This window comes from Brevundimonas vesicularis (assembly GCF_900445985.1).
In the GTDB taxonomy this organism is placed as follows: domain Bacteria; phylum Pseudomonadota; class Alphaproteobacteria; order Caulobacterales; family Caulobacteraceae; genus Brevundimonas; species Brevundimonas vesicularis_D.
The window spans coordinates 1,275,755-1,300,739 of the sequence record NZ_UAQP01000005.1; the positions used below are offsets into that span (position 1 = coordinate 1,275,755).

Sequence of the window (24,985 nt, forward strand, 5' to 3'; positions counted from 1 at the left end):
GCCTTTGCGTCATGAGCGGCGGCGAGTCTCTGCGCGAAAGCGCCGTCTTCAATCTGGGCGGCGCGATCACGATGATCGTCGACGATTCGCCGTTTTCGCTGACGCTGACTTCTAACGCTTTGACCGGCTTCGGCATCCGCCCGACCTATGCCTGCGGCACGGGGACCGAGGCCCAGAAGCTGCTGACCGACAAGCCCGTCGATCTGCTGGTCGTCGATACAGATATGCCCGACATCGACGGGTTCGAACTGGTGCGCTGGCTGCGTCGCTCAGGCGCCAATCCCAACACCTTCACCCCCGTCATCATGACCGCCAGCCATATTCGTCGCGGTCGCGTCGCCGAGGCGCGCGACTGCGGCGCCAACTTCGTCATCACCAAGCCGTTCAGCCCGGCCCTTTTGCTGGAGCGCATCCTGTGGGTCGCGCGCGACAGCCGGCCTTTCCTCGAGGTCGGCGACTATATGGGCCCCGATCGCCGGTTCCGGCATACCGGTTACGAAGGCGTCGAACGTCGCGCCGACATGATCCGCAAGGCGAGTGGGATGGAGACCTTGGCCCTATGACCGTCATCACCCATACCCAGCGCAAATCCCGCCTGTCCGAGATGCTGGACCGCCCCGGCGGCGTCAGCGTCGGGGTCGCCCTGGCTCAGGCCCGCGCCAATCTCGACGGCCTTCAGGATCAGGCCCGCGCCATCATCGGCGACAATATCGCCGTCCTTCTGGCCAAGCCCGATCCGGCCTTGATCGAGCCGATGCGGCTGGATCTGGCCTATTCCGCCTCCAGCCAGATCATTGACGCCGCCAGCCCCTTTTCGATGGATGACCTGTGCACAGCGGCCAAGGGCCTGTGCGACCTGCTGGACGCCGCGCCGCGTCAGGGCGGCTTCGACTGGCGCATCGCCACGGTCCACGCCCAGGCGATGAAGCTGTTGCTGGCGCTGCCGCCCGAGGAGCAGGCCGCGCGGACCGCCATCCTGACGAACCTGCAAGAGGTGGTGAGAAAGAAGCTGCCGGCCGCCGGTCAGTCCGCCATCTGAGGCGTCTTGCCGCCGCGCGTCTGTTTGCGCCACAGCGCTGCATATTCCCCGCCCTGTCGGGCCACCAGTTCGTGGTGCCCGCCCCGCTCGACGATCCGCCCGGCCTTCAGCACCAGAATCTGGTCCGCGTCCGCCACGGTCGACAGCCGGTGGGCGACCACCAGGGTCGTGCGGCCGTTCCTGGCCTTGCGCAGCGTCTTCTGGATCGCGGCCTCGGTGCGGCTGTCCAGGGCGCTGGTCGCCTCGTCCAGGATCAGGATGCACGGATCGGCCAGCAGGGCGCGAGCGATGCCCACCCGCTGACGTTCGCCGCCCGACAGCTTCAACCCCCGTTCGCCGACCTTGGTCTGCATCCCGTCCGGCAAGCCGCGAATGAAGTCGGCCAGTTCCGCCGCCTCCGCGGCCGCCCACACCTGCGCCTCATCCGCCTCGGGCCGGGCGAAGGCGATGTTGGCGGCCAGGGTGTCGTTGAACAGCGCCACATCCTGAGGCACCAGCGCCACCGCCGATCGCAGCGAGGCCTGGGTCACCTCACGCGCATCATGGCCGTCGATCAGCACGCGCCCTTCCTGCGGATCGAGCAGACGCAGCGCCAGTTTGACGATGGTGGACTTCCCCGCGCCCGAGGGGCCGACCAGCGCCGTCGTGGTGCCTGGCGCGGCGTAGAAGCTCACGTCCTCCAGCCCATTCGCCCGTGCATCGTGGCGGAAGCCGACGGCCTCGAACGCGACCGACGCCCCGCGCGCATCGACCGGCCGCGGCAGGGCGGCGGCGTTCGGCGCATCGGCGACCTGCGGCGTCTGTCGCGTCACCTTCAGCATCTCCTCCATGTCGATGAAGGACTGACGAATTTCTCGATAGGCGAAGCCCAGGATGTTCAGCGGCGCATACAGCGAGATCATGATCAGCACCGCCGCCGTCACGTCGCCCGGTCCCATCCGCCCGGCCGCCGCCTCGAACCCGGCCATCACCGCCATGACGCCCAGCCCCAGGTTCATCACCAGGGCCTGCATCCCGTTCAGCATGTTCAGCGAACTGTTGGCCTTCAGCGACGCCTCGGCATAGTCGCCCAGCGCCCGGTCATAGGTCTGGGCAGCGCGCGTCTCGGCCCCGAACGACTTCACCGTCTCATAGTTTAGCAGGGCGTCGACCGAGACGCCGGCGGCCTCGGAATCGGCCGCATTCATGATCCGGCGATGCTCCAGCCGCCAGTTGGACATGGCGAAGGTGGCGGCGGTGTAGATGACGACCACGACCACCGCGACGGCGGCGAAACGCCAGTCGTACTTCGCGCCCAGCACCCCGGCCGCCAGCACCAGCTCCACCCCGGTCGGAACCAGATTGAAGGCCAGGATGCGCAGCAGAAAGTCGACCGCGCGCGATCCCCGGTCCATGGTCCGCGACAGGGCGCCCGAGCGCTTGGTCTGGTGGAAGTCCAGCGACAGGCTCAGCGCATGGGCGAAGGCCTCGGCCGCCGTCGCGCGCTGGGCGGAGGCGCGCACCGGCGCGAACACCACGTCGGAGATCAGGGGCGAGGCCGCCGACAGGAACCGAACAAGCGTCCAGCCGATGGCGAAGGCCGCAAAGCCCAGGCCGACGGCGGTCGCGGCACCCTGCCCCGCCGCCAGACGGTTGACCGCCGCACCCAGCACCAGCGGCGCCATGACGCCCAGCCCCTTGCCCGCCAGCGTCAGCAGGATGGCCGAGATCAGCCGCAGTTTCAGGTGCGGTGCGCCTGAACGGGCGACCAGCCGCGCCAAATCCGCCAGCGCCGTCAGCGTCGGGGGTCCGTCCGTCTTGTCCTGTAAGCTCCCTGCCTGCTGCGCCTTGACCATCGGGTCACGCCTGCCGCCGGAGCGTTCGCCTCGTATCGCCATGATCCGCATATGGAAAGCCAATGCGACCGGGGAAAGGCCACGCTGGCGCGCAAGCGGGGATTCGTCGCTCAGCCCAGACCGGCGACCGCCTCGATCAACTCGTCCACGGCCGCTTCCTGCGTCGCCCATGAACAGACGAAGCGCACCGAACCGTCATCGAAGGTATAGCAGGCCCAGCCCATTTCGTTCAGGCGGGCATGCGCCTCTGGCGGCATCCGCACGAAGACGGCGTTCGCCTCCACCGGATGGGCCAGGACGAAGGGCGACCGCCCCGCGATGCCTGCCGCCAGCCGCTGCGCCATCAGATTGGCATGGGCGCCGCCCGATTCCCAATCGCCGCTTTCCAGCAAGCCCAGCATCGGACCCGACAACAGACGCGTCTTGGACGACGTCTGGCCCGCCTGCTTGAGCCGATTGTCCAGTCGCCGCGCCAGGCTCTTGTCGAACAGCACGATCGCCTCAGCGCAGTTGGCCCCCGCCTTGGCCCCGCCGAACACCAGCACGTCCACGCCCAGGCGCGGAATGTCTTTCAGGTCGAAGCCGGCGGCGACCGCATTCGTCAGGCGCGCGCCGTCCATGTGAACGCCGTAGCCCAGCGCCTTGGCCGGTTCGATCAGGTGGCGCAGTTCTTCCTCGGTATAGACCGAGCCATATTCCGTGGCCTGGGTCAGCGACAGGGCGGCGGGCGGCTGACGATGTCCGACTTCGGGTTCGCCCAACTGCGCCTGCAGGGCCAGCGGATCAATCTTGCCCGAGAACCCCGGCAGCCCGATCAGGCCGACGCCGTGACCGAAGAATCCCGGCGCGCCCGTCTCGTCGGTGCAGATGTGCGCCGCATGGTGCGCCAGCACCGCCTCATAGGGTTGGGCCAGCATCGACAGGGCGATGGCGTTGGCCGCCGTCCCGCTGAAAACAAAACGCACCTCGGCGTCGGCATCCAGACGCTGGCGGATCTGGTCGGCGGCGCGGGCGGTGACCTCGTCTGCGCCATAGGCGCGAACAAATCCCTTGTTGGCGCGCACCAGGCCTTCGATGGCGCTCAGCGCCATGCCGGCGGTGTTATCGGAGCCGAAATCGTAACGCATCAACGGTTCGTCGCCTTCAGATCGGCCGTATCGTCTTCGACCGTGCGGACGCGCACGACCGGCACCACATCCTCATCGCCATAGGGCACGGCGACCTGATGCGGGAACGGAATCTCGATCCCGGCGGCGTCCAGCGCCTCCTTGCCGCCCTGCATCAGATCGGCCTGGGTCTGCCACCAGTCGCCGACCTTGACCCAGGCGTGCAGCGTCACCTGCACCGAGCTGTCCAACAAGCCCGTCACGCCGGTCCAGGGATGGGGATCGTGCAGCACCTTGTCGTGTGCGGCGGCCATATCCGCCAGCACGCAACGCGCCTGGTTCAGATCGTCGCCATAGCCGACCGTGAAGTTGATCTCGATCCGGCGCGTCTGCTGGCCGGTCAGATTGGTCAACGGGTCGCTCAGGACCTTGGAGTTCGGAATGACGATCTTGTGGTTATTGGCGTTGGACAACTGGGTCGTGAACAGGTCCAGTCGCTGCACCGTGCCGCTCATTCCGCCCACATCGACCACGTCGCCGACGCGGTAGGGCCGCAGCACCAGCAGCATGATCCCTGACGCCACGTTCGACAACGTGCCCTGCAACGCCAGACCCACCGCCAGTGACGCCGCGCCCAGCACGGCGATGATCGAGGTCGTCTGAACGCCCAGGCGCTGCAGCACCGCGATCATGCCGATGATGATCACCACCACCCGCACGACCTGGACGGCGAAGCTCAGGACGGTCGGATCATGTCGGAAGCCGCGCACTCGCGACAGCGTCTTGCGCGCTGCGCCGGCCGCCCACTTCGCCACAAACAGGGTGGCGACGAAGATCAGGATGGCGATGGTCAGATTGATCGCGAAATCGCCCGCCATGTCGGTCAGCTTGGCGATCATGGCGGCGTCGACCGATACGGCCTTGCGGCCCGCGGCCACCGCGTCGACGACTTCGTTGGAAAGAGGCAGAGACATGGGCCGGGTCTAACGCCTGATGCGCCGATTGGAACCCCCGAAAGCCCGATTTCAGGTCTTTGCGATCCGTCCGCCGCCGCTTTCGATGGCGTCCAGCAGGTCCATCACATCGTCGATGGTGTTGGCGTCTCGCGCCGGCTTGTCCCAGCGAATGCGGCTGACGCGCGGGAAACGCATGGCCACGCCGGACTTGTGCCGCGTCGAGCGATTCAGCCCCTCGAAGGCGATCTCCAGCACCAGGCCGAAGTCCCGCTCGGCCCGCACCGACCGCACCGGCCCGAACCGGTCGATGGTGTGATCGCGCACGAACTTGTCCAGCTGTTTCAACTCCTCGTCGGTGAAGCCGAAATAGGCCTTGCCCACCGGCGTCAGCGCGCCTTCTGGCGTCCAGACGCCGAAGGTGTAGTCCGAGTAGAAGCTGGAGCGTTTCCCGTGCCCGCGCTGAGCGTACATCAGGACGGCGTCGATGACGTGAGGGTCGCGCTTCCACTTGAACCACGGTCCCTTGGGTCGCCCCGCCAGATAGGGGCTGTCCCAGCGTTTCAGCATCAGCCCCTCGGCCGCCGCCCCGACCGGCGGATCGGCGCGCAGCCGCGCCAGTTCATCCCAATCGGCGTAATCGACCAACGGCGACAGGTGCAGCCGCTCGCCGGCATGACCCGCGACCAAGGCCTCCAGCCGCGACCGACGCTCGCGCAGCGGCAGGCCGCGCAGATCCTCGCCATCCTGGGCCAGCAGGTCATAGGCGACGACCGCAGCAGGAAAGGCCTGCATCGCCTTGGCGTCCACCGACTTACGGTTCAGCCGCTGCTGCAAATCCCCGAACGGCGCCACCGCCCCATCGCGCCAGACGATTAGCTCGCCGTCGATCGCGCCTTCGAAAGCCAGGGCTTCCATCACATCTGGAAAGGAGCCCGAAATCTCGTCGCCGGTGCGGGAATAGAGTTTGCGGACCTCGCCTTCCAGCACGGCCTGCACCCGAATGCCGTCCCACTTCCATTCGGCCGCATAGTCGGTCGGCGACAGTTTGGGCAGGTCCACGGCCTCATCGATGGCGACGGCCAGCATGACGGGTCGAAATCGGCCGGGCGCATCCGGGCTCGGCCGCTCCGCCCTGCCCTCCAGCCAGGCGAACAGGTCGGCGTAGGGCGGCTCGACCGCGTGCCAGACCTCCTCGATGGCCGAGGCGTCCAGGGCTTCCAGCGTCATCTGCGCCTCGTCACCCTCCGGCGAAGGCGGCGCCATAACCGCATCCGGACGCATCATGGCCGCCGCCGTCTTCGCCAGCCGCGCCGACAGGCCCACGCGCAAGGCCCCGGTCATCAGCTTCAGCAGCGCCCATCGTCCTTTCGGCTCCAGCGCATCCAGCCAGCCTTCCAGAAGACCACGCACCTCCGTCCGCGTGGCGGTCCTCAGCGCCTCGACAACCTCGGCCAGTTCGGGCTCGCGGTTCGGCCGGTGGTCCGGCGTCACGGGCCAGATCAGGGCCACTGTCTCCGCCAGATCACCCACATAGTCGTAGGACCAGCCGAACAGCACGCTGTCGACCCGGCCCTCGACCGCCTTTCGGATCATGGCCGGCTTGGCCGCGTCGAACGTCAGGTCCCCGGTCAGGGCCGCCAGCGCCCATCCCCTGTCGGGATCAGGCGTCGCCCTCAGATAGTCGCGCACCAGCACCAGCTTCGCATTGCGCGAGGCCGTCAGGGACAGGCGGTCCAGTAGCTCGGCGAAGGCGCGCATCGTCATCCATCTTGGGCGCCGGAAGCGTCGCCGTCCTGCTCAGAACGAAAAACGCCCCGGAGGTTTCCATCCGGGGCGCATCTCAAATCCCTAGCGGATCAGTTGAACAGGCCGGCGATCACGGCGGTGATCAAACCACCGGCGACGGCGGCGAGCACCACGTCATTGCCGCTGCGGACATATTGGTAGCCACGGGGCGGCGCACGCAGGCCATAGCGGTCGTAGTCGTTCACCACATAGGCGTTGGTGCGATAGTAGGACGGCATCCGCTGACCATAGCTCCAGGTCCGGACCGCATAGCCGCGCGGCGGGACATAGCGCGGAGCGTAGTAGCGACTTTCCGCACGCTGCCAACGCTCATAGGCGCGCTGTTGCTGGCGGTACTCGCGACGATCCTCACGCAGCTCGCGGCGGTAGTCCCGGCGGTCGTGACGATAATCCCGGTGCTCGTAGCGGTGCTCGTAGCGATGGTCATGGCGGGATTGCGCGGAAGCCGCGCCGGCGGCGCCCAGGGCGGTCGTGGCCATCAGGGCGGCCATGGTGGCGGTCAGGATCTTTCTCATGATCGTGTCTCCATCTGCGCCGAAGAACGTCGGCTTGGGTGCAGTTATGGAGCCTGGCGACTGAGGCGGACCTGAACCGGCGTTATCGGCTGAGGTTCATGTGCAGAACACAGGATCGCCGCAATCAGGCGGCGACCGAGGTTTCAGGCTGCGACGTAACCATCTGCGCCACCGCCTCGCGCCCGCCGCTGACGCGCCCCATCAGGGCGGCCAAGGCGCCGAAGTCGATCGGCTTGTTCAGATAGGCGTCCGCGCCCGCTTCAAGACCGGCCTCGTGATCCTCATGACGCGCCGACGCGGACAGGACGACGATGGGTGTGCCGGTGTTCAGACCGCCTTCGCGGATCAGACGCGTCGCCGTCAAACCGTCCATCACCGGCATGTTCACATCCATGATGATGAGGTCGAACGGCTGCTCCTTGGCGATATCGACGGCGACCTGGCCGTTCTCCGCTGTCGAGGTGACGTGGCTGGCCGAGCTCATCCAGGCCTCCAGGATCATGCGGTTCACCGGGTGATCCTCGACCACGAGGACCCGCAGCGACTCGCCGCCTTCGATCTCGGCATGAACCTCGGCCGCCGCGACCGGCTTGGCCCATTCGACGACCTCGGCCTCGATCTCCAGGGTGAAGCAGGAGCCCTCGGCGAGCTTGGACGTCACAGTGATGTCGCCGCCCATGATATTGGCCATGCGCCGCGCGATGGTCAGCCCCAGACCCGTGCCGCCAAACCGCCGGGTCGAGGAGGTGTCGACCTGGGTGAAGGGCATGAACAGCCGTTCCAGATCGGCTGCGGCAATACCCGCCCCGCTGTCCTGAACGACGAATTCGAAGCGCGCGCGCTGGTCTGACACGCGGTGACCGCGCACGAGGTAATGGATCTGGCCAGTCTCTGTGAACTTGACCGCGTTGGACAAAAGGTTCTGCACCACCTGACAGACCCGCAGCGGATCGCCGCGCACCACCGTCGGAATCTCGCCTTCCACAGTCGAGACGAACGCTAGCCCCTTGGCCTCGGCCTGGGCCTCGAACGGGCCTGTGATGCGCTTGCTGAGGTCTTCGATGACAATGTCGACGACCTCGAAGTTCATCTTGCCCGCCTCGATCTTGGTCATGTCGAGGATGTCGTTCAGGAGCGACAGAAGGTTGTCGCCAGAGTTGCGGATGATCGACAGATACTCCCGCTGCGTCGCCTCGAGTCGCGTCGCGCTGAGCAGTTGGGCCGCGCCCAGCACGCCGTTCATCGGCGTGCGCAGTTCGTGCGAGATCACGCCCAGGAAGTTTGATTTGGCGTCATTGGCGGCATTGGCCTTGTCGCGGGCGGCCTCCAGCTCTTCGATCAGATGGGCCTGGTGGGACTGAAACGCCCGGATACGGTCTTCACGCAGCAGGGTCATCGTCACCAGAACGAACAGACCGGCCGCCGTGAAGGGCAGAACCGCCAGCATCGACCAGAACTCGGACGTGCCCCACAGGCTGAACAGGATGATCGTCGCAGCCGCGCCATAGGGCGAGGAGATGATCACGGCCTGGCGCGGCGAACTGCGCAGCTGTGCGAAAACTAGCACATAACCGGAAATGATCAGTGCGAGCGCGAGAGGTCGTCCGAACTCGGAGGGCGAGAACCAGGCCAACAGAGGCGCGATCGCCCAGGCGCCCGTCGTCACGGTGGCCACGATCGGGAAGATCAGGCCCCAGTTCTTGCCCACCCGCTGACTGACCCGACGCTCGACCAGACCCCGAAGCGATCCAGCTGCGACGGTTCCGCCGAACCACAGAAGCGCCGGCCACAAGCCCACCGTGCCCAGCAGGCCCACGGCCCAAGACGCGATGATCAGGTAGCGGAGATACTGCGTCTGCAGGATGGCGGTCAGCGCCTGAGCCGCGTCGCCGGCGCGTTCTTCGCCCGGGAGCGCCTTCGCGACGCCGTCTGATTCCACCATAAGCCCAGATCCCCACGTTCTGTTTGGTCGCATGACGCTAAGACGAAGGTTCTAAGACGGTGTGAACGTAGTTCTTTCGCTCATCCCGCCTCCTCCGGCGTCAGCGCCTTGATGGACAAGGCGTGGACAGGTCCGGCCATCTCGTCCTTCAACAGGGCGTTGACCGCGCGCTGTCGCGCCAGCCGCGACTGCCCCTGGAAAGCGGCGGACACGATCACCAGATTGAAATGGCTTTCGCCGCCAGGCTTGGCGTCCATTCCGCCTTCATGATGATGTCCGGCGTGGCGCCAGCTGTCGTCCTCGACCTCCAGACGCACGGGCGACAGCCCTACCGTCAGTTTTGCACGAATAATCGTCGCCACCGGGCCTTCAGACATGATCGATTCCTTGATGCTGTCCCAATCGGGCTTACACTTCGGCTGATGTCCGCCTCCTTTCAATACAAGCCGCGCTTCACCGACATTCGGGTGAAGCCGCCCAAGCCCGAGGAAGAGGCGGCGAAAGCCGACGTCCTTCACCTGAAGCCGGGCGAAAAGCCGTGCCAGTGGCCCGACTGCCGTCGGGCCGCCGCCGCCAAGGCGCCCAAGTCGCGCGAGCGGCTGAACGACTTCTACGAATTCTGCCAGCCGCACGCCGGCGAATACAACAAGGGCTGGAACTTCTACGCCGGCATGAGCGAAGGCCAGATCCGCGCCGCCCAGGAAAACGAGGCCATGACCGGCGGGCGCCCGACCTGGGAGATGCAGGCCGGCAAGTTCACACGTGAGGCCGCCGCCTTTGCCGCCAAGATGGGCACCTCGAACACCACCGGCGCAGGCTCATGGCGCGACAGCTTCGGCCTGTTCGGGCGCAAAGGCGATCAGGCGCCGCAGTCCGCGACCGAGGACCGCCGCATCGGCAAGCTGGAACGCGCCGCCCTCGCCGACCTGGATTTGGACCCCGGCGCGGACAAAACGAAGATCAAGGCTCAGTATCACGAGCTGCTAAAGCGGTTTCATCCCGACACCAACAGCGGCGACCGCAGCGCTGAGGCCAAGCTGCAACGCGTCATCAAGGCCTGGAAGACACTGAAAAAGGCCGGCCTAGCCTGACGGCCTAGTCGGCGTAGATCATCTTGCGCGTCATGCCGCCGTCCACGGTCAGCACCTGCCCCGTGACGAAGCCCGCTTCGGCGAGATAGAGCACGGCCCCGGCGATATCCTCTGCGCGGCCGACGCGGCCGACCGGGTGCTGTTCGTGATCGACAGAACGCAGATCCTCGCCATCCGAAATCCAGCCGGGCGCAATGGCATTTACGCGGATTCGAGGGCCTTCGCTAATCGCCAAGGCGTGCGTCAGGGCGAGCAGCGCACCCTTGGACGCCGCATAGGCCTCGGTGTGCGGCTCGGACATGAAGGCGCGCGTCGAGATCATGTTCACGATGGCGCCGCCCTCGTTCAGCAGCGGAATGGCGGCGCGGCTCATCAGGAAGGCGCCGGTCAGATGGCTGTCGATGATGTTGCGCCAGTCCGCCAGCGACAGCTTAGCCAGCGGGCCGTTCACCGGATCGGCGATGCCCCCGTTGTTGACCAGCAGGTCCAGCGACGACCAGCCGAGCGTCTCGAACGCCTGTTTGACTGAATCCTCATCACCCAGATCGCAGTCGATGTGACGCGCTTCGCCATCGCTCGGTTTCAGGTCGAAGGAGGCGACCTCCCATCCATTGGTCAGCAGGGCGTTGCAGACGCCCGTTCCGATCAGGCCCGATCCGCCCGTGACAATCGCTTTTTTCATGGTCCGGAAACCGGCGACGGCCGGCTTGGTTGCGCCGGATCAGGGCTGGCCGGCGGCCTGGCTGTTCGCGGCAGCCATCATCGGGCTCGACGGCTCGCGGAAATAGCGATCGATGCCGTCCGCGACCGACTTCATCAGGCGACGGCGCGCGCGCTCGTCGGTCAGAAGCCGCTCGTCCTCAGGATTTGTGATGAAGCCCATTTCCAGCAGGACGGCCGGCACGTCGGGCGCCAACAGGACAGCCAGGCCCGCATCGCGATGGCTGCGGCGAAGCAGAGGATGATCCGAGCCCTCCAGATGGGTCAGCAGGACACGCGCGAACTGGGCCGAGCGGTTCTGGGTCGAGCGCTGGGTCATGTCGAGCAGGATGCGATCAACTGATGGATCACGGCCCGGCAGGTGCAGTTCACGGTGCCAGTTGTCGCCGCGCGTGAACTCGCGCACCGCTCGGCCGGCGCCCTGCTCCGACAAGGTATAGACGCTGGCCCCGCGCAGCGCCGGATCGGCGCCGGCGTCGGCGTGCAAGGAAATAAACAGGTCGGCGTCGGCCTGACGCGCGATGGAGACGCGGCGATAGAGGTCGACATAGCGGTCGTCGGTCCGGGTCAGCCTGACGCGATAGCGGCCGTTCTTCTCAAGCTCGGCCTTCAACGCCAGGGCGGCGGCCAGCGTAACCTGCTTTTCCTGAGCGCTTGCGCCGCTGGCGCCTGGATCATTGCCGCCATGGCCGGCGTCGATGACAATCAGGGGGCGTTCAGCGCGGCGCGGCGGCGCGCTGGCCCGCGGCGCCGGCGTGGTCGAAGCGCGCGCGGCGGCCCCGGTCGCCTTCAGGTCCACGACATAACGATAATGGCTGACGCCGTCGCCGGGCGGCAGGAGGAAGCGCCGTTCGATCTCGCTGCCGCGCGCCAGTTCCAGCTGAACCCGCGACGAACCGCCGGAAGACGTGACCTCATAGGAGCGCACCAGACCCGAACCGCCGCCGTTCAGACCACGCCCGGGCGCAACACCGCTGAGGGCCAGCACCACCCGGCCTTCGCCGCCCGCGTCGATGACGCGTCCCTGCGCCGTCTTGTCCAGATCGATGACGACGCGGGTCCGATCGCCGTTGGCGCCGAAGCGCACCGCCAGCACATCGCCCTGCGCACCCCAGGCGAAACCGCGCGTTGCGGACAGACCGACCATGCAGATGACCACGAAGGCCAAGGCGGTCATCGCCCACTCCTTCGCGCCCCAGCGCATCAGACCTGTCAAAACGCGACCGCTCATCTGCGTCGGCGAACCCGGTTTAAGCCTACTTGAACCCCATCATGACAGAGGCTCGTATTCAGGGGGTTAAGGCGAGCGCCTTTTAATTCTCCCGTTGCATGACTATGCTGTGACCGCTCGCGAACCGATCGCGCCGATTTCGCCTCTGCGAATCTTGGCGCGCCCTCCTCGCGGCGTTGACTTTCACCAATCCTAGAACCGCCCCGGCCTGGCCGATGGTTCGAAGAGCGGACCAGGGACGCGGCCTTCCCAAGGGATTGGCGCGCCCGGTTCAGGACCGACGACTTAATGGGCCTTTCCGCCTGCGTTCCCCAACGGCTTGATCAAGCCTTCTTCGCCGTTCTCGGCGAGGGGATATCGCGCGCGCCGGCCCTCACCTTCATTCGGCGAGCCGCCATGACCCTGTCCGGAGATCCGGGACGGTCGGCCTGCGCGCGCCAGAGAGAGACTTTCCATGTCAAAGACAATGCTGATCGATGCGGCGCATCCCGAGGAGACCCGGGTCGCCATCGTGGACGGGCGCAAGATTGAGGAATTCGATTTCGAATCCCGTGCGAAGCGCCAGCTTCGCGGCAACATCTACCTCGCCAAGGTCACTCGCGTAGAGCCCAGCCTGCAGGCCGCCTTCATTGAGTACGGCGGCAATCGCCACGGCTTCCTCGCCTTCAACGAAATCCACCCCGACTACTACCAGATCCCCGTCGCCGACCGTGAAGCCATCATGGCCGAGGCGCATGACGACGAGGACGAAGACGATCTCGACCGCGAATCGACCGGCGATGACGTCGACCCCGAATCGGCGCTGGCCGACGAGGAGCGGCTGAAGCGCCGCCTGATGCGTCGCTACAAGATCCAGGACGTCATCAAGCGCCGCCAGATCCTGCTGGTCCAGGTCGTCAAGGACGAGCGCGGCGCCAAGGGCGCGGCCCTGACCACCTGGTTGTCGCTGGCCGGCCGCTACTGCGTGCTGATGCCCAACACCGGCAAGGGCGGCGGCATCAGCCGCAAGATCACCAACACCTCGGACCGTCGCCGCCTGAAGAGCGCCGTCTCGGCCCTGGAAGTGCCCAAGGGCATGGGCCTGATCATCCGCACGGCGGGCGCCAAGCGCACCAAGGCCGAGATCAAGCGCGACTATCAATATCTGCTGCGCCTTTGGGAGACGATCCGCGAGACCACCCTCGCCTCTCACGCCCCCTCGGTGATTTACGAGGAAGAGAACCTGGTCCGCCGCGCGGTGCGCGACATGTTCGACAAGGATTTCGACGGCATTCAGGTCGAGGGCGTCGAGGGCTTCAAGGAAGCGCGCGACTTCATGCGCGTGCTGATGCCGGCGCAGGCCAAGAAGGTTCACCTGTATCGCGGCTCGCGGCCCCTGTTCGCGGCCAATGGCATCGAGGAACTGCTGACGCAGATCCATCAGCCGGTCGTGCCGCTGAAGTCCGGCGGCTATCTGGTGATCAACCAGACCGAGGCTTTGGTGGCCATCGACGTCAACTCCGGTCGCGCCACCAAGGAACGCAACGTCGAGCAGACGGCGTTCAAGACCAATATGGAAGCGGCCGAGGAAGCCGCCCGCCAGCTGCGCCTGCGCGACCTCGCCGGCCTGGTTGTCATCGACTTCATCGACATGGATGAGGGCAAGAACAACCGCGCTGTCGAGCGCGTGCTGAAGGAGGCCCTGTCCTCCGACCGCGCCCGCATCCAGATGGGCCGCATCTCGCCCTTCGGCCTGATGGAGATCAGCCGCCAGCGGCGCCGCCTGGGCGTGATCGAGGGCGCGACCGAGGCTTGCCCGCACTGCCAGGGCACGGGCCGCATCCGCTCGGCCGAATCCGCGGCCCTGATGACCCTGCGCGCGGTCGACATCGAGGCCGGCAAGAACGGCGCGGGCGTCGTGGTGCTGAAGGTCTGCACCGCCGTCGGCCTGTATATCCTGAACCACAAGCGCGCCTACCTGCAGTCGCTCTTGGAACGTCGCGGCCTGAACGTCATCGTCCAGATCGACGACAGCCTGGGTCAGGGCGAACACAATATCGAGCGCACCGAGACGAACGAGGACTTCGTCGCGCCCGAGATCGAGATGCCCAACCTCGACGACGACTTTGACGCCTCGCTGTACGAAGACGAGGATGAGGACGACGACGAGGAGATCATCGCCGACGACGATGACGACACGGTCGAATCCCTGGACCGCGAAGACAGCGACGACGACGAACCGCGCGAACGCTCGGAACGTCACGACGGCGGTCGCGATCGCGGTCGTGGACGCAACCGTCGCCGTCGCGGCGGTCGTCGCGATGAGGAAACCTCCGACGTCGAGGCCGTCGATGCGGTCAGCGCCGACGACGCCTCTGACGATGAGGAAGACGAAAACGGCCGCCGTCGTCGCCGTGGCCGCCGTGGCGGTCGCCGCGTCCGCGAGGATGGCGAGCGCGACGTCTACACCTGGGTCCGCGGCCGCACGCCGTCGCTGGACGACCCCTATGTCTGGTTCGACCCGCTGAACCCCGGCCGCTCGGAAGGTCGTCCGGAACGCGGCGAGCGCCCCGAGCGGGCTGAACGCCCCGCTGTCGCTCAGTCCGAGGGCGAAGGCCTGGATGTCGTCGCCAATAACGGGGCCGGCGAAGGCTCCGGCGAGGAAGGCGGCCGTTCGCGCCGCCGTCGTCGTCGCGGTCGCGGCCGTGGCGACGGCGCCGTCAGCCACGAGATCAAGGTCGAGAACCGCGCCACCAACGAAGGCATGCCGCCCGACGGCTCGCCCGAGACGCCGATGGCCGTCATGGTCGAGCCGACCGAGGCCGTCGAAACCGCCGCCCCGGCCATCGCGCCTGAGCCTCAGCGTCGTCGCGTGCGCCGCAAGTCGGCCAGCGCCAATGTCGAGATCGCGACCGAACCGCATCCCGACACCGCCATCGAGCCGAACGAGGCCACGGTCCAAGGCGCACCGGTCGAGCTGGACGTGACCCCACACGAGGCGCTGGCCGCCGAACCGGCCGAGGTCGCCCCGGTCGCCGCCCCGACGGCGGTTCCGGTGACCGAGGCCGTGCTGGCCGAACCCTTCGTCGCCCCCACGCCGGAGATCGACGTCCAGGCCATCATCGCCGAAGACCCGAACCAGATCGTCGCATCGCCCGAAAAGCCCAAGCGCGGGTGGTGGCGCCGCTGATCGGTCACGATTAGACTGTCTGGATACAGGCGGGGGCCGGTCGTTGTTGGAGTAGAGCCATGAGGTGGCTTCCCCGATCTGCATCCCGCGTTCTGGCGGCGGCGGCGGCGGCCTTGATGGCTGTTTCCGTCGCCGGCCAGGCCTCCGCGCAAAGCCTGATCCGCGACACCGAGGTCGAGGGCATCGTGCGCGAATGGGCCGACCCGGTCTTCGTGGCCATGGGGCTGAACCCGAACGACATCGAAGTCCTGCTGGTCAACGACAACGACCTGAACGCCTTTGCGACGCGCGGGCGGATCATGGGCGTCAACACCGGCCTGATCCTGCGCACCAAGACGCCTGGCGAACTGCTGGGCGTGATGGCGCACGAAGCGGGCCACATCAAAAACCGCCACACCCTGCGAGACGGGGCCGAGAACGCCGGCAAACAGCCGATGTTCATGACCATGGCGCTCGGCGCCCTGGCGATCGCCGCCGGCGCGCCGGACGCAGGCGTGGCCCTGCTCGGCTCCAGCCAGTATTTCGGCGCTCTTGGCGCGCTGCATTATATGCAGAGCCAGGAAGGCGAGGCCGACATCTCGGGCGCGCGGGCGCTGGAGGCGGCCGGCGAATCCGGCGCCGGGCTGGTGTCCTTCTTCGAGAACTTCCGCTCGCAGGAGGTCTTTTCCGACGCCCGCCGCTATCCCTATTTTCGCAGCCACCCCCTGTCGTCGAACCGGATCGAGAGCCTGCGTCGCTATGTGCAGGAACAGCCGCACTACGACCATCGCGACAGCCCCGAACGTATGGCGCAGCACGCGCTGATCCTGGCCAAGATTCACGCCTTCATGGATGCGCCGAACGCCACCCTGCGCGACTATCCGTCGACCGACACCTCCCTGCCCGGCCGCTATGCGCGGGCCATCGCCTGGTATCGCGACGGCCAGACGGACAAGGCGCTCACTGCGGTGGACGCGCTGATCGCCGGCGACGTGAACAACCCCTATTTCCAGGAACTGAAGGGCCAGATCCTGTTCGAGGAAGGTCGCCCGGCCGAGGCCGTCGCCGCCCACCGCGAGGCGGTCCGCCTGAAGCCCGACGCCCCCCTGTTGCGCGTCAATCTGGCCCACGCCCTGATCGAGACCAACGACAAGGCCAATCTGGTCGAGGCCATCGACCAGCTGAAACACGCCGTCGTCGCCGAGAAGGACAACACCATGGCCTGGCGACTGCTGGCCCAGGCCTATGCCTCGCAGGGCAAGGAAGGCGAAGCGCGCCTGGCTTCGGCGGAATACTATTTCGCCGGCGGGGACGAGAAACAGGCCACCCAGTTCGCCCTGCGCGCCCGCTCCATGCTGGATCCCGGCTCGATCGAATGGCGCCGCGCCGTCGATATCGTCCTAGCCTCGGGCGCCACGCCCGACGATCTCAACGACCTGGACCGCCGTGACGCCGCGCGCCGGCCCGCCACCCTCAACTGATTCCTTACCGCCGACTGCGAGCCTGAATGACCGACGACGCCCCCACGCCTGCGCCCGAACCCAAGACCGCCAAGCCAGGATGGCTCAGCGGCGGCCGCGCCGGCTATCTGGCCCTGGGCCTGTCGGTCATCGCGCTGGGCTTTTCAGCCGCGCCCTATCTGACCGGCGGATCGAACGTGCGTGCGTATCTGCTGGAGCATCCCGAGGTGTTGCAGGAGGCGCAGATGGCGCTCCAGACCAAGGACGCCGAGGCCGCTGTCGAGGAGACGAACCAGGCCGCCGCCGCCAACGCCGGCCTCCTGGCGCCCGACGCCCGCGATCCGGCCTTTGGTCCGGCGAACGCCAAGATCACGGTGATCGAGTTCTTCGACTTCCGCTGCCCCGGCTGCAAGGCCGTGGCCCACGACTATCGCGCCCTGATGGCCGCCCATCCCGAGGTCCGCTTCGTCTTCAAGGACTGGCCCATCCTGGACCGCGGCGACGACATCACCTCGCAATACGCCGCCCGCGCCGCTTTGGCGGCGCACCAGCAGGGCAAGTATCTGGAGGTCTATGACGCCCTGATGACCGAGCGGGCGCTGTCGATCGAAGCGATCGACGCCATCCTGGCCGCGCATGGCGTGGACATGGCCCGCGCCAAGGCCGCGATCGCCGCGCCCGACACCACCCGCCACATCGCCGATATCCACACCACGGCAGCCGCCCTGCGTCTGCGCGGCACGCCGACCTTCTTCGTCAACGGCAAGGCCAGCCCCGGCATCGACCCGGCCGAGATCGGCAAACTGATCGAAGCAGCGAAGCGCTGACCAACCTGCGGCCGAGGCGTCAGGCCTCGGCCAAACTTATCTGTCCGCCGATCCATTCGACGCCGGCATGGCGCAGGGCGTCATTGGCCGCCGCCTCGTCGCCCAGCGCCTGTTCGGCGCGGTAGAGGACGTAATAGCTGTAGGGATCGTTCGGCCAATCCTTCAGCAGTTCGCCGATCTTGGCCTTCGCCCCAGCCGCATCGCCGGACGCCAGCAAGGCGGCGGCCAGGCTTCGGCGCGTCGGATACCAGATCATCGGCGGATCGCCGCCCTCGGGCGACATGGCCTGGATCGCCGCCGCCCGCCCATAGGCGGCGATGGCGGCGGGATAGTCCTGATCGATCATGGCCGCGCGCCCTTCCAGCACCTTCTGGAACAGTTCGGCGAAACCGGTCTGACGATCCGCCATCGGACCCTTGAACGCCTTGTCCGCCAGCAGGGCGGCGATGGCCTGGGCCTCGACCCGAACCGCCGCCACATCACCGCGCCGCGCCGCCGCCTCACCCCGCGCATAGCGCCACCCGACCCGCATCAGCGGACGGCCCACGTCCGGCTCGGCCAGCGCCGCGACCCGGGCGTCCGAACCGAACCGGCCGTAAAGCGCATAGGCGTCCGCCGCCATCACCTGACGATAGACCACATAGCCGTCCTCGCCCGCCTCGGGCGGTCCCGCCAGCTGCGGATAGGTCGCCATATACCAGTCGGCCAGCTCCAGCCCCCGCTCGGCCCCGCCCGCCATCAGGGCGCCGCCCATGCCGAAATGAATGTTGTGGGCATGCAGCCGCATGCCGCGAATGCCGCCGGGCGGGCCGACTAGTCGGTCGTAGTTCCTGTCCAGCGCCACGGCGTTGAGGTTGGACATCATCGCATCCTTGTAGCGCCCGACCCGATAGAAGGTGTGCGACGGCATATGCACCAGATGGCTTGCGCCCGGCGCCAGCAGGGCCAACCGCTCGCCATAGGCCAGTGCCCTGTGCGGATCGTCCGACCATTCGGTCAGGTGGATGTACAGGTGAATGGCGCCCGGATCGTTCGGCTTGACCGTCAGGGCGTGCTCTAGGATCGCCATCGCGCGGGTGACGGCCGGATCGGTCGCCTTGCCGTCCTTGTCCCACCATTCGCCCTCGGGCTGGAGCATCCAGGCGTCGGCGGTGATCGAGGCGACCGATACGTCGTCAGCATGGCGCTTTGCGATCCGGTCCATGGCGCGGGCGTAACGCAGGGCGCGGGTCTTCTCCTTGCCGGAATAGCGCTGGATTAGGGCGTCGATCATCTGGCGCTGCATCGGCGTGGCGTCGCGGGCCAGACGCCGCGCGTCACGCGCGACGCGCAGGCCGGTAGCGATCGATTCGGGATCGCCCCCGCCGCCATTCAGGTTCGGCCCGATCGCCCAGGCCTCGCCCCAGGCGCACATGCCGCACGACGGGTCCAGCTGTCTCGCCTTCCTGAACGCCCGCACCGACTCCGAATGCTCGAACGCCCAGCGCAGTCGAACCCCGTGGTCGAACCAGGCCTGGGCCTCGGGGGTCTTCGTATCGACCGCGAAACCCTCGTCGCCGAAGCCTGGGGCCATGACCATGTCGCGTGTCGGCTGGACATCGCCGACGGCGCCGACCCGGCCGCAGACCTGCGGATTGGTGATCAGGGCCAGGGTCGCCGCCGTCGCCGTGGCGTCGGCGACCGCCACGGGCGCAATCAGACAGGCGACCGAAACCGTCGCGACCCACAGACTCTTACGCATCCCCGCCTCCCCTTTGGCGACCAGTGTGCGCTCAAAAACGCCTAGCGCCAAATCCAGGTCGCGCAGGCGGCGGCGATCCCAACCATTGCCTAAACTTAATGGACGACGACCACGCAACGGGTTGTGCGACCGGCGTTCACTCGCCAAGCTTGGCCCATGGAAACCGTCATCGACATTCGCGGCCTGACCAAGACCTACGGGACGGTAAAGGCCTTGGACGGCCTGACCTTGTCGATCCCGCGCGGCGGGGTCTACGGCATTCTGGGTCCCAATGGGGCGGGCAAATCGACGCTGTTTCGCACGCTGTTGGGCCTGATTCGACCGACCGAGGGCGAGGCTGTGGTGATGGGCGGTCGGATCGGCGATCCGGCCTCGATGCGTCGCATGGGCTCGATGATCGAGACGCCGCGCTTTCCGCCCTTCATGACCGCCCGCCAGGTGCTGGAATGGCTGGCCCGCGCCCATGGCGGCGTGTCCTCGGCCGAGATCGCTGACTGGCTGCAACGTGTCGGCCTGACCGAGGCCGCCAACCGCCGGGTGAAGGGCTTTTCGGTCGGCATGCTGCAACGCCTGGGCGTCGCCGCCGCCCTGATGACCAAGCCGGATCTGGTCATCCTGGATGAACCGACCAGCGGCATGGATCCGCCCGGCATCCAGGAAATGCGCGCTCTGATCCGCAGCCTGGCCGACCACGACGGCGTTACCGTCATATTGGCCAGCCACCAGCTTCAGGAGGTCCAGCGCGTCTGCGACCGCGTCGCCATCTTCAACAAGGGCAAGGTGATCACCGAGGGCCGCGTCTCCGACCTGACCGCCTCGGGCGAGCGTCTGCGCCTGTCGGTCACGCCGTTGGCGAAGGCCATGTCCGTGCTGGGCGACCGCGCGACGCTAGAGGGCGACGCGATCGTGGCCGCCGTGCCGCGCGCCGAGGCCGCCGCCGCCATCAAGGCGCTGGTCGAGGGCGGCGTCGATATCGAAGAGGCCCGCTGGATCGGCGCGGACCTGGAAGACGTCTTCATGAGCGAAACCGGCTGGACCGGCGTGCAGGAGCAAAACCGTGCTGGCTGACGCGATCCGATCAGAAACCTACCGCCTGTCCAAGAACCGCACCGCCCTGTTCTGGAGCGTGCTGTTCATCCCGATCATGGGCGTGATCCTGGCCACCCTGGGCTTTGTGGTCGCCAAGGCGAATGAGGCCAAGCTGGCGGGCAAGCTGCTGCCGGATATGATGAAGGGCGGCCCGCTCGATCTGGGGATGGCTCTGGTCAAGAGCGCGGGCGACTTCGCCAATCCCGCGATCCTGATGTTCGTCCTGATCGGCGCGGCGACCATCTACGCCGGCGACTATCGCTGGGAGACCTGGCGGCTGATCAGCGCGCGCAACACCCGGCCGAACCTGCTGACCGGCAAGGTCGCGGTCGTGGGTCTGGTGATCGTGCTGGCGACCATCGCCGCCCTGATCTCCGACGTGATCGCCAGTGTGATCCAGGCGGCGGTGTTCGGCCGCCCCCTCACCTTCTCGATGACCGGCGCAGCGGCGACGGACTTCGGCCTTCTGACCCTGACGTCCTGGGCGCGCATTCTGCAGTTCACCATGCTCGGCCTTCTGGCCGCCGTGGTGACGCGTTCGTTGCTGGCAGCCCTGTTCGCGCCGCTGGTGATCGGCGTGGCCCAGTTCTTCCTGCCCCAACTGCTGCTGCCGATGGGCGTGACGCCGGACGGCTGGCTTTTGCCGCTGCTGTCGCCGGGCATGGCCACCGACCTGCTCAAAGCCGCCATCGAGGGCGGCGCATCGGCGGCGCAACTGCCCGATCAGGCCATACTCAAGGGCGTACTCAGCCTGGCCCTCTGGATCGGCGTCCCCTTCGCTGCCGCCGTCGCCTGGTTCAACCGCCAGGACCTGTCGAAGGAATAGGCGGCGACGGACTGCGCGCGCCTTCCGCAACCAGCCAGTCGCGGAAGGCGTCCACCGCCGCGTCCTTGCGGCCTTCCGGCCGCAGAAAGACGAACCGAGACGGTCGCTCGACAAAGCCGAACGGCGCGGCCAACCGACCGGCCATCACGTCCGGCGCCACGAAAGCCCAGGGCGCAATCCCCACGCCAAGGCCAGCGATTGCCGCCTCCACCAGCGAATGATTGTGCGCGAATTCTCGCTCCATCGCCGCCGGCGGCAGGGTCACGCCGGCCAGTTCAGCCCAGACCGACCACGCCCGACGGAAGGTCGCCGAATGCAGCCGCGGCGCGCCAGTTAAGGCTTCCATCGTTGGCAGCTGAGCCATCATGGATGGCGATCCGACAGGTCCTTGATGTTGAGCCAAAAAGGGTGTCGCTTCGGTTCGCGCATGAACCTGATCCGGCTCCACAATGCGGATGGCGCCGTCGAAGCGGTCGCGCCGATAATCGACAGTCGCATAGGATTCCGACAGCCTAACGCGCACGTCAGGATGCACCTCCAGAAATGACGGCAAGCGCGTGATCAGCCATTTCAAGGCGAAGGTGCCCAGACAGGAAATCTCGATCTCCCGCACCGCGCCCTGCCGCGCGGCCTCGACCGCATCCATGATCGCGCTAAACGCTGGCGTCAGGCCCTCGGCCAGCTTCGCCCCAGTCTCCGTCAACGTAAGCGCATGGCGTGGTCCCGTCACCAAAACCACTCCCAGCGAAGCCTGCAAGGCCGCGATCTGGCGGCTGACCGCACCGTGGGTGACACACAACTCGGCCGCTGCACGGGTCATGCTGCCATGCCGCGCGAACGCTTCGAAGGTTCGCAGCGCATTCAGCGGCGGCGGTGCGCGACCCGACATGTGACCTACCCTCACAGAGCTCAACCCGCTTAATCGATTTCGCTGTCGTCGCCTATCGGCTTCAAGCTTGGCGATGCCGCTTCCAAACCCACCGCCCAAACCACCCCGCCGCTCGCCTCGGGATCAAATCGCCTACGGCCTGTGCATTCTGCTCATATGGGGCATGGCGATCGCCGCGTTCTGGAGCGGCTAAAGCCGTTTCTCCATGAAAACGTCAGCGCGCGCATAGGGGGTGGGCCGTGGCGGCAGATGGACGAAGCCGGCGCTTTCATACAAGGCGATCGCGGGCTTCAGGGCGCTGTTGGTTTCCAGATAGAGCCGAGCAGCGCCTGCTTGCCGCGCCGCCGCTTCGCAGGCGTCCAGCAGGCGTCGCGCCAGACCTAGGCCGCGCGCGGCGGGCGTGACGGTCATCTTGCAGATCTCTACCGCGTCGCCGGTCGCGACCATGGCGCAGCAGCCCACGGCCTCCCCAGCCCTCTGCGCGATGAAGATGCGCCCGCCCTTGTCCAGAAAGACACCCTGCGGATCATCGATCGCCAGCCGATCCTTGGCCTCGATGGCGAAGCCGCCCTCGACTAGCCAGGCGGTGTTCAACTGCGCCCAGGCGGCGGCGTGATCGGGACGGAAATCGACGATGGCGACGGTCATTCACCCCTCATGTCCGGCTTCCACGCAAAGCAAAAGGGCGGTCGGATCGCTCCGACCGCCCTTCCGGCGTTTGGTCAAACGACCAAATCTTAGTCTTCGTCGCTGCCTTCGAAGGCCAGGACCGGACCGGAATCCTTGCCCTTGGCTTCGACGTCGCGGTCGACGAACTCGATGACGGCCATCGGGGCGTTGTCGCCGTGGCGGAAGCCGGCCTTCATGATGCGGATATAGCCGCCGTTACGCTCGCTGTAGCGCGGGCCAAGAGTTTCGAACAGCTTGCCGACTTGCGGCACGTCGCGAACCTGGCTGATGGCCTGACGACGCGCGTGCAGGTCGCCCTTCTTGGCGAGGGTGACCAGCTTCTCGACGAAGGGACGCAGTTCCTTCGCCTTGGGCAGGGTCGTGGTGATCTGCTCGTGCTTGATCAGCGAGGCGGCCATGTTGGCGAACATGGCGGTGCGGTGGCTGCTCGTGCGACCGAGTTTACGATGGGCGGCGCCGTGGCGCATCTGGGTCTCTCCTACTCCGGAACCGGTATCCTCAAGCGGACCTGGAACCGTAATCTTCTAACCGCCCCGACATTCTCCCGAAGGAGACGGGCGGAGGGTTGAACTTAGATCTGGTCGTCGAACTTCTTGGCCAGATCTTCGATGTTTTCGGGCGGCCAGTTCGGCACGTCCATGCCGAGGCTGAGGCCCATCGTCGTGAGAACTTCCTTGATCTCGTTCAACGACTTGCGGCCGAAGTTCGGGGTGCGAAGCATTTCGCCCTCGGTCTTCTGGATCAGGTCGCCGATGTAGACGATGTTGTCGTTCTTCAGGCAGTTGGCCGAACGAACCGACAGTTCCAGCTCGTCCACCTTCTTCAGCAGCGCCGGGTTGAAGGGCAGGTCGGGCTTGCCGTCCGACTGCTCGACAGCCTTCTTGGGCTCTTCGAAGGTGATGAAGATCTGGAGCTGGTCCTGCAGGATGCGCGCGGCGTAGGCCACGGCGTCAACCGGCGTGACCGCACCGTTGGTTTCGACTTCCAGCAGCAGCTTGTCGTAGTCCAGCGACTGACCCTGACGGGTCGGCTCGACGCGGTAAGCCACCTTCTTGACCGGCGAATACAGGGCGTCGACGGCGATCAGGCCGATCGGCGCATCTTCCGGACGGTTCAGCTCGGCGGCGACGTAGCCCTTGCCGTTCTGGACAGTCAGTTCCATGCGCACCGAGGCGCCGTCGTCCAGCGTGCAGATGACGTGGTCAGGGTTCAGAACCTCGATGTCCGCCGGCACGTCGATCTGGCCGGCCGTCACCGGACCGGGGCCCGTGGCGCGCAGGGTCATGCGCTTGGGGCCTTCGGCGTGCATACGCAGCGCCAGCTGCTTGATGTTCAGGACGATGTCGACCACGTCTTCGCGCACGCCTTCCAGCGACGAGAATTCATGAACAACGCCATCGATCTGGATGGCCGTGACGGCCGCACCTTGCAGCGAGGACAGCAGAACGCGACGGAGCGCGTTGCCGAGCGTCACGCCGAAGCCACGCTCGAGGGGCTCGGCCACCAAGCGCGCCTTGCGCTGGGCGTCGGAACCGATCTCGATCTGCGGCTTCTCGGGACGGATCAGCTCTTGCCAGTTTCTTTCGATCATTTTGTCCCTCGAACGGGTTTCGCCTGCTCCGGCCTTGTCGACGAGGCCATGATGGAGCGGACGGAGATTGGGGGTGCCTTAGAACGCTATCGCTTAGACGCGACGACGCTTGGGCGGACGGCAACCGTTGTGCGGCATAGGCGTGACGTCGCGGATCGTCGTGATCGTCAGACCGACCGACTGCAGCGCGCGCAGGGCCGATTCACGGCCGGAGCCCGGACCCGAAACGTTCACTTCCAGCGTCTTCACGCCGTGTTCCTGGGCCTTCTTGCCAGCGTCTTCCGCAGCCATCTGAGCGGCGTAAGGGGTCGACTTACGCGAACCCTTGAAGCCCATGTGACCCGCCGAAGACCACGAGATCGCGTTGCCCTGGGCATCGGTGATCGTGATCATGGTGTTGTTGAACGAAGCATTCACGTGGGCGACGCCCGAGGTGATGTTCTTGCGCTCGCGCTTCTTTACGCGACCCGGTTCCTTGGCCAT

At 66.7% G+C, this 24,985-nt stretch carries 23 protein-coding genes; 8 read left to right on the plus strand and 15 right to left on the minus strand.

Features of this window, described 5'->3' with window-relative positions:
• Positions 1 to 11 precede the first annotated feature (11 nt).
• Both DT343_RS06360 and DT343_RS06365 read left to right on the plus strand, forming a co-directional pair.
• The gene (locus DT343_RS06360; RefSeq protein WP_112862184.1) at positions 12 to 563 is read left to right on the plus strand and encodes a response regulator; all 552 of its coding nucleotides are present in this window, start codon (positions 12 to 14) and stop codon (positions 561 to 563) included.
• Positions 560 to 1,039, plus strand: a complete 480-nt coding sequence (locus tag DT343_RS06365) for a chemotaxis protein CheE (protein ID WP_112862185.1) — start codon at positions 560 to 562, stop codon at positions 1,037 to 1,039. The genes DT343_RS06360 and DT343_RS06365 overlap by 4 nt, the downstream gene beginning before the upstream one ends.
• Here the strand turns inward: DT343_RS06365 and DT343_RS06370 are convergent.
• The 7 genes from DT343_RS06370 to DT343_RS06400 form a co-directional block, all read right to left on the minus strand.
• Positions 1,024 to 2,874 carry an ABCB family ABC transporter ATP-binding protein/permease gene (locus tag DT343_RS06370; RefSeq protein WP_220116487.1) on the minus strand — a complete coding sequence of 617 codons (1,851 nt, stop codon included), beginning with the start codon at positions 2,872 to 2,874 and terminating at the stop codon, positions 1,024 to 1,026. The genes DT343_RS06365 and DT343_RS06370 overlap by 16 nt on opposite strands.
• A 110-nt stretch (positions 2,875 to 2,984) precedes the next feature.
• Positions 2,985 to 4,001, minus strand: coding sequence for a threonine aldolase family protein (locus DT343_RS06375; protein ID WP_112862187.1), 1,017 nt, complete (start codon positions 3,999 to 4,001; stop codon positions 2,985 to 2,987).
• Positions 4,001 to 4,954 (minus strand): mechanosensitive ion channel family protein, encoded by a 954-nt coding sequence (locus DT343_RS06380; protein ID WP_112862188.1) that lies wholly within the window; start codon positions 4,952 to 4,954, stop codon positions 4,001 to 4,003. Before DT343_RS06380 ends, DT343_RS06375 begins: the two co-directional genes overlap by 1 nt.
• 51 nt (positions 4,955 to 5,005) lie before the next feature.
• Complete coding sequence (locus DT343_RS06385) at positions 5,006 to 6,694, minus strand: cisplatin damage response ATP-dependent DNA ligase (protein WP_112862587.1); 1,689 nt, start codon at positions 6,692 to 6,694, stop codon at positions 5,006 to 5,008.
• A gap of 98 nt (positions 6,695 to 6,792) precedes the next feature.
• On the minus strand, positions 6,793 to 7,257 hold the full coding sequence (locus tag DT343_RS06390; RefSeq protein WP_112862189.1) for an RcnB family protein: 465 nt from the start codon (positions 7,255 to 7,257) through the stop codon (positions 6,793 to 6,795).
• A 124-nt stretch (positions 7,258 to 7,381) separates the two neighbouring features.
• Positions 7,382 to 9,199 carry a response regulator gene (locus DT343_RS06395; protein ID WP_112862190.1) on the minus strand — a complete coding sequence of 606 codons (1,818 nt, stop codon included), beginning with the start codon at positions 9,197 to 9,199 and terminating at the stop codon, positions 7,382 to 7,384.
• A gap of 80 nt (positions 9,200 to 9,279) precedes the next feature.
• Positions 9,280 to 9,576: a BolA family protein gene (locus DT343_RS06400; RefSeq protein ID WP_112862191.1), complete on the minus strand. Its 297-nt coding sequence runs from the start codon at positions 9,574 to 9,576 to the stop codon at positions 9,280 to 9,282.
• Between the two features lie 45 nt (positions 9,577 to 9,621).
• On the opposite strand from DT343_RS06400, the gene DT343_RS06405 reads away from it, so the two are divergent.
• Positions 9,622 to 10,290, plus strand: coding sequence for a J domain-containing protein (locus tag DT343_RS06405; protein WP_112862192.1), 669 nt, complete (start codon positions 9,622 to 9,624; stop codon positions 10,288 to 10,290).
• A gap of 4 nt (positions 10,291 to 10,294) precedes the next feature.
• Here the strand turns inward: DT343_RS06405 and DT343_RS06410 are convergent, their stop codons facing one another.
• Positions 10,295 to 10,972, minus strand: a complete 678-nt coding sequence (locus DT343_RS06410; protein ID WP_112862193.1) for an SDR family oxidoreductase — start codon at positions 10,970 to 10,972, stop codon at positions 10,295 to 10,297.
• Between the two features lie 39 nt (positions 10,973 to 11,011).
• Complete coding sequence (locus DT343_RS06415; protein ID WP_220116489.1) at positions 11,012 to 12,187, minus strand: N-acetylmuramoyl-L-alanine amidase family protein; 1,176 nt, start codon at positions 12,185 to 12,187, stop codon at positions 11,012 to 11,014.
• 508 nt (positions 12,188 to 12,695) lie between these two features.
• Here DT343_RS06415 and DT343_RS06420 point away from each other — a divergent pair.
• The 3 genes from DT343_RS06420 to DT343_RS06430 are packed head-to-tail and all read left to right on the plus strand — an operon-like array spanning position 12,696 to position 17,676.
• Complete coding sequence (locus DT343_RS06420) at positions 12,696 to 15,410, plus strand: Rne/Rng family ribonuclease (protein WP_181669131.1); 2,715 nt, start codon at positions 12,696 to 12,698, stop codon at positions 15,408 to 15,410.
• Between the two features lie 59 nt (positions 15,411 to 15,469).
• Complete coding sequence (locus DT343_RS06425) at positions 15,470 to 16,870, plus strand: M48 family metalloprotease (RefSeq protein WP_112862196.1); 1,401 nt, start codon at positions 15,470 to 15,472, stop codon at positions 16,868 to 16,870.
• 26 nt (positions 16,871 to 16,896) lie between these two features.
• Entirely contained in the window at positions 16,897 to 17,676 is a 780-nt protein-coding gene (locus DT343_RS06430) for a thioredoxin domain-containing protein (RefSeq protein WP_112862197.1), read from the plus strand.
• A gap of 19 nt (positions 17,677 to 17,695) precedes the next feature.
• On the opposite strand, the gene DT343_RS06435 is transcribed toward DT343_RS06430, so the two are convergent.
• Positions 17,696 to 19,417: a hypothetical protein gene (locus tag DT343_RS06435; RefSeq protein WP_112862198.1), complete on the minus strand. Its 1,722-nt coding sequence runs from the start codon at positions 19,415 to 19,417 to the stop codon at positions 17,696 to 17,698.
• Between the two features lie 156 nt (positions 19,418 to 19,573).
• Between DT343_RS06435 and DT343_RS06440 the strand changes: the two genes are divergently transcribed.
• Together DT343_RS06440 and DT343_RS06445 are read left to right on the plus strand one after the other, a co-directional pair.
• Positions 19,574 to 20,485: an ABC transporter ATP-binding protein gene (locus tag DT343_RS06440; RefSeq protein WP_112862199.1), complete on the plus strand. Its 912-nt coding sequence runs from the start codon at positions 19,574 to 19,576 to the stop codon at positions 20,483 to 20,485.
• Positions 20,475 to 21,332: an ABC transporter permease subunit gene (locus DT343_RS06445; protein WP_112862200.1), complete on the plus strand. Its 858-nt coding sequence runs from the start codon at positions 20,475 to 20,477 to the stop codon at positions 21,330 to 21,332. The genes DT343_RS06440 and DT343_RS06445 overlap by 11 nt, the downstream gene beginning before the upstream one ends.
• On the opposite strand, the gene DT343_RS06450 is transcribed toward DT343_RS06445, so the two are convergent.
• The 5 genes from DT343_RS06450 to rpsK form a co-directional block, all read right to left on the minus strand.
• On the minus strand, positions 21,304 to 22,320 hold the full coding sequence (locus tag DT343_RS06450; RefSeq protein WP_258522510.1) for a LysR substrate-binding domain-containing protein: 1,017 nt from the start codon (positions 22,318 to 22,320) through the stop codon (positions 21,304 to 21,306). The genes DT343_RS06445 and DT343_RS06450 overlap by 29 nt on opposite strands.
• 90 nt (positions 22,321 to 22,410) lie before the next feature.
• Positions 22,411 to 22,869, minus strand: coding sequence for a GNAT family N-acetyltransferase (locus tag DT343_RS06455; protein ID WP_112862202.1), 459 nt, complete (start codon positions 22,867 to 22,869; stop codon positions 22,411 to 22,413).
• An 89-nt stretch (positions 22,870 to 22,958) separates the two neighbouring features.
• Positions 22,959 to 23,378: a 50S ribosomal protein L17 gene (gene rplQ / locus DT343_RS06460; RefSeq protein ID WP_112862203.1), complete on the minus strand. Its 420-nt coding sequence runs from the start codon at positions 23,376 to 23,378 to the stop codon at positions 22,959 to 22,961.
• Positions 23,379 to 23,482: 104 nt separating this feature from the next.
• Positions 23,483 to 24,502 (minus strand): DNA-directed RNA polymerase subunit alpha, encoded by a 1,020-nt coding sequence (locus DT343_RS06465; RefSeq protein WP_017506040.1) that lies wholly within the window; start codon positions 24,500 to 24,502, stop codon positions 23,483 to 23,485.
• A 93-nt stretch (positions 24,503 to 24,595) separates the two neighbouring features.
• Complete coding sequence (rpsK, locus tag DT343_RS06470) at positions 24,596 to 24,985, minus strand: 30S ribosomal protein S11 (RefSeq protein WP_013268944.1); 390 nt, start codon at positions 24,983 to 24,985, stop codon at positions 24,596 to 24,598.

Excerpts from the sequence above, each read along its gene's own strand:
- rplQ (WP_112862203.1), bottom strand. The coding sequence starts at position 23,378 with ATGCGCCACGGCGCCGCCCATCGTAAACTCGGTCGCACGAGCAGCCAC.
- DT343_RS06370 (WP_220116487.1), bottom strand. The coding sequence starts at position 2,874 with ATGGTCAAGGCGCAGCAGGCAGGGAGCTTACAGGACAAGACGGACGGA.
- DT343_RS06365 (WP_112862185.1), top strand. The coding sequence starts at position 560 with ATGACCGTCATCACCCATACCCAGCGCAAATCCCGCCTGTCCGAGATG.
- DT343_RS06380 (WP_112862188.1), bottom strand. The coding sequence starts at position 4,954 with ATGTCTCTGCCTCTTTCCAACGAAGTCGTCGACGCGGTGGCCGCGGGC.
- DT343_RS06405 (WP_112862192.1), top strand. The coding sequence starts at position 9,622 with ATGTCCGCCTCCTTTCAATACAAGCCGCGCTTCACCGACATTCGGGTG.
- DT343_RS06435 (WP_112862198.1), bottom strand. The coding sequence starts at position 19,417 with ATGCGTAAGAGTCTGTGGGTCGCGACGGTTTCGGTCGCCTGTCTGATT.
- DT343_RS06390 (WP_112862189.1), bottom strand. The coding sequence starts at position 7,257 with ATGAGAAAGATCCTGACCGCCACCATGGCCGCCCTGATGGCCACGACC.
- DT343_RS06400 (WP_112862191.1), bottom strand. The coding sequence starts at position 9,576 with ATGTCTGAAGGCCCGGTGGCGACGATTATTCGTGCAAAACTGACGGTA.
- DT343_RS06420 (WP_181669131.1), top strand. The coding sequence starts at position 12,696 with ATGTCAAAGACAATGCTGATCGATGCGGCGCATCCCGAGGAGACCCGG.
- rpsK (WP_013268944.1), bottom strand. The coding sequence starts at position 24,985 with ATGGCCAAGGAACCGGGTCGCGTAAAGAAGCGCGAGCGCAAGAACATC.
- DT343_RS06430 (WP_112862197.1), top strand. The coding sequence starts at position 16,897 with ATGACCGACGACGCCCCCACGCCTGCGCCCGAACCCAAGACCGCCAAG.
- DT343_RS06455 (WP_112862202.1), bottom strand. The coding sequence starts at position 22,869 with ATGACCGTCGCCATCGTCGATTTCCGTCCCGATCACGCCGCCGCCTGG.
- DT343_RS06410 (WP_112862193.1), bottom strand. The coding sequence starts at position 10,972 with ATGAAAAAAGCGATTGTCACGGGCGGATCGGGCCTGATCGGAACGGGC.
- DT343_RS06465 (WP_017506040.1), bottom strand. The coding sequence starts at position 24,502 with ATGATCGAAAGAAACTGGCAAGAGCTGATCCGTCCCGAGAAGCCGCAG.
- DT343_RS06440 (WP_112862199.1), top strand. The coding sequence starts at position 19,574 with ATGGAAACCGTCATCGACATTCGCGGCCTGACCAAGACCTACGGGACG.
- DT343_RS06360 (WP_112862184.1), top strand. The coding sequence starts at position 12 with ATGAGCGGCGGCGAGTCTCTGCGCGAAAGCGCCGTCTTCAATCTGGGC.
- DT343_RS06395 (WP_112862190.1), bottom strand. The coding sequence starts at position 9,199 with ATGGTGGAATCAGACGGCGTCGCGAAGGCGCTCCCGGGCGAAGAACGC.
- DT343_RS06415 (WP_220116489.1), bottom strand. The coding sequence starts at position 12,187 with ATGACCGCCTTGGCCTTCGTGGTCATCTGCATGGTCGGTCTGTCCGCA.
- DT343_RS06385 (WP_112862587.1), bottom strand. The coding sequence starts at position 6,694 with ATGCGCGCCTTCGCCGAGCTACTGGACCGCCTGTCCCTGACGGCCTCG.
- DT343_RS06425 (WP_112862196.1), top strand. The coding sequence starts at position 15,470 with ATGAGGTGGCTTCCCCGATCTGCATCCCGCGTTCTGGCGGCGGCGGCG.
- DT343_RS06375 (WP_112862187.1), bottom strand. The coding sequence starts at position 4,001 with ATGCGTTACGATTTCGGCTCCGATAACACCGCCGGCATGGCGCTGAGC.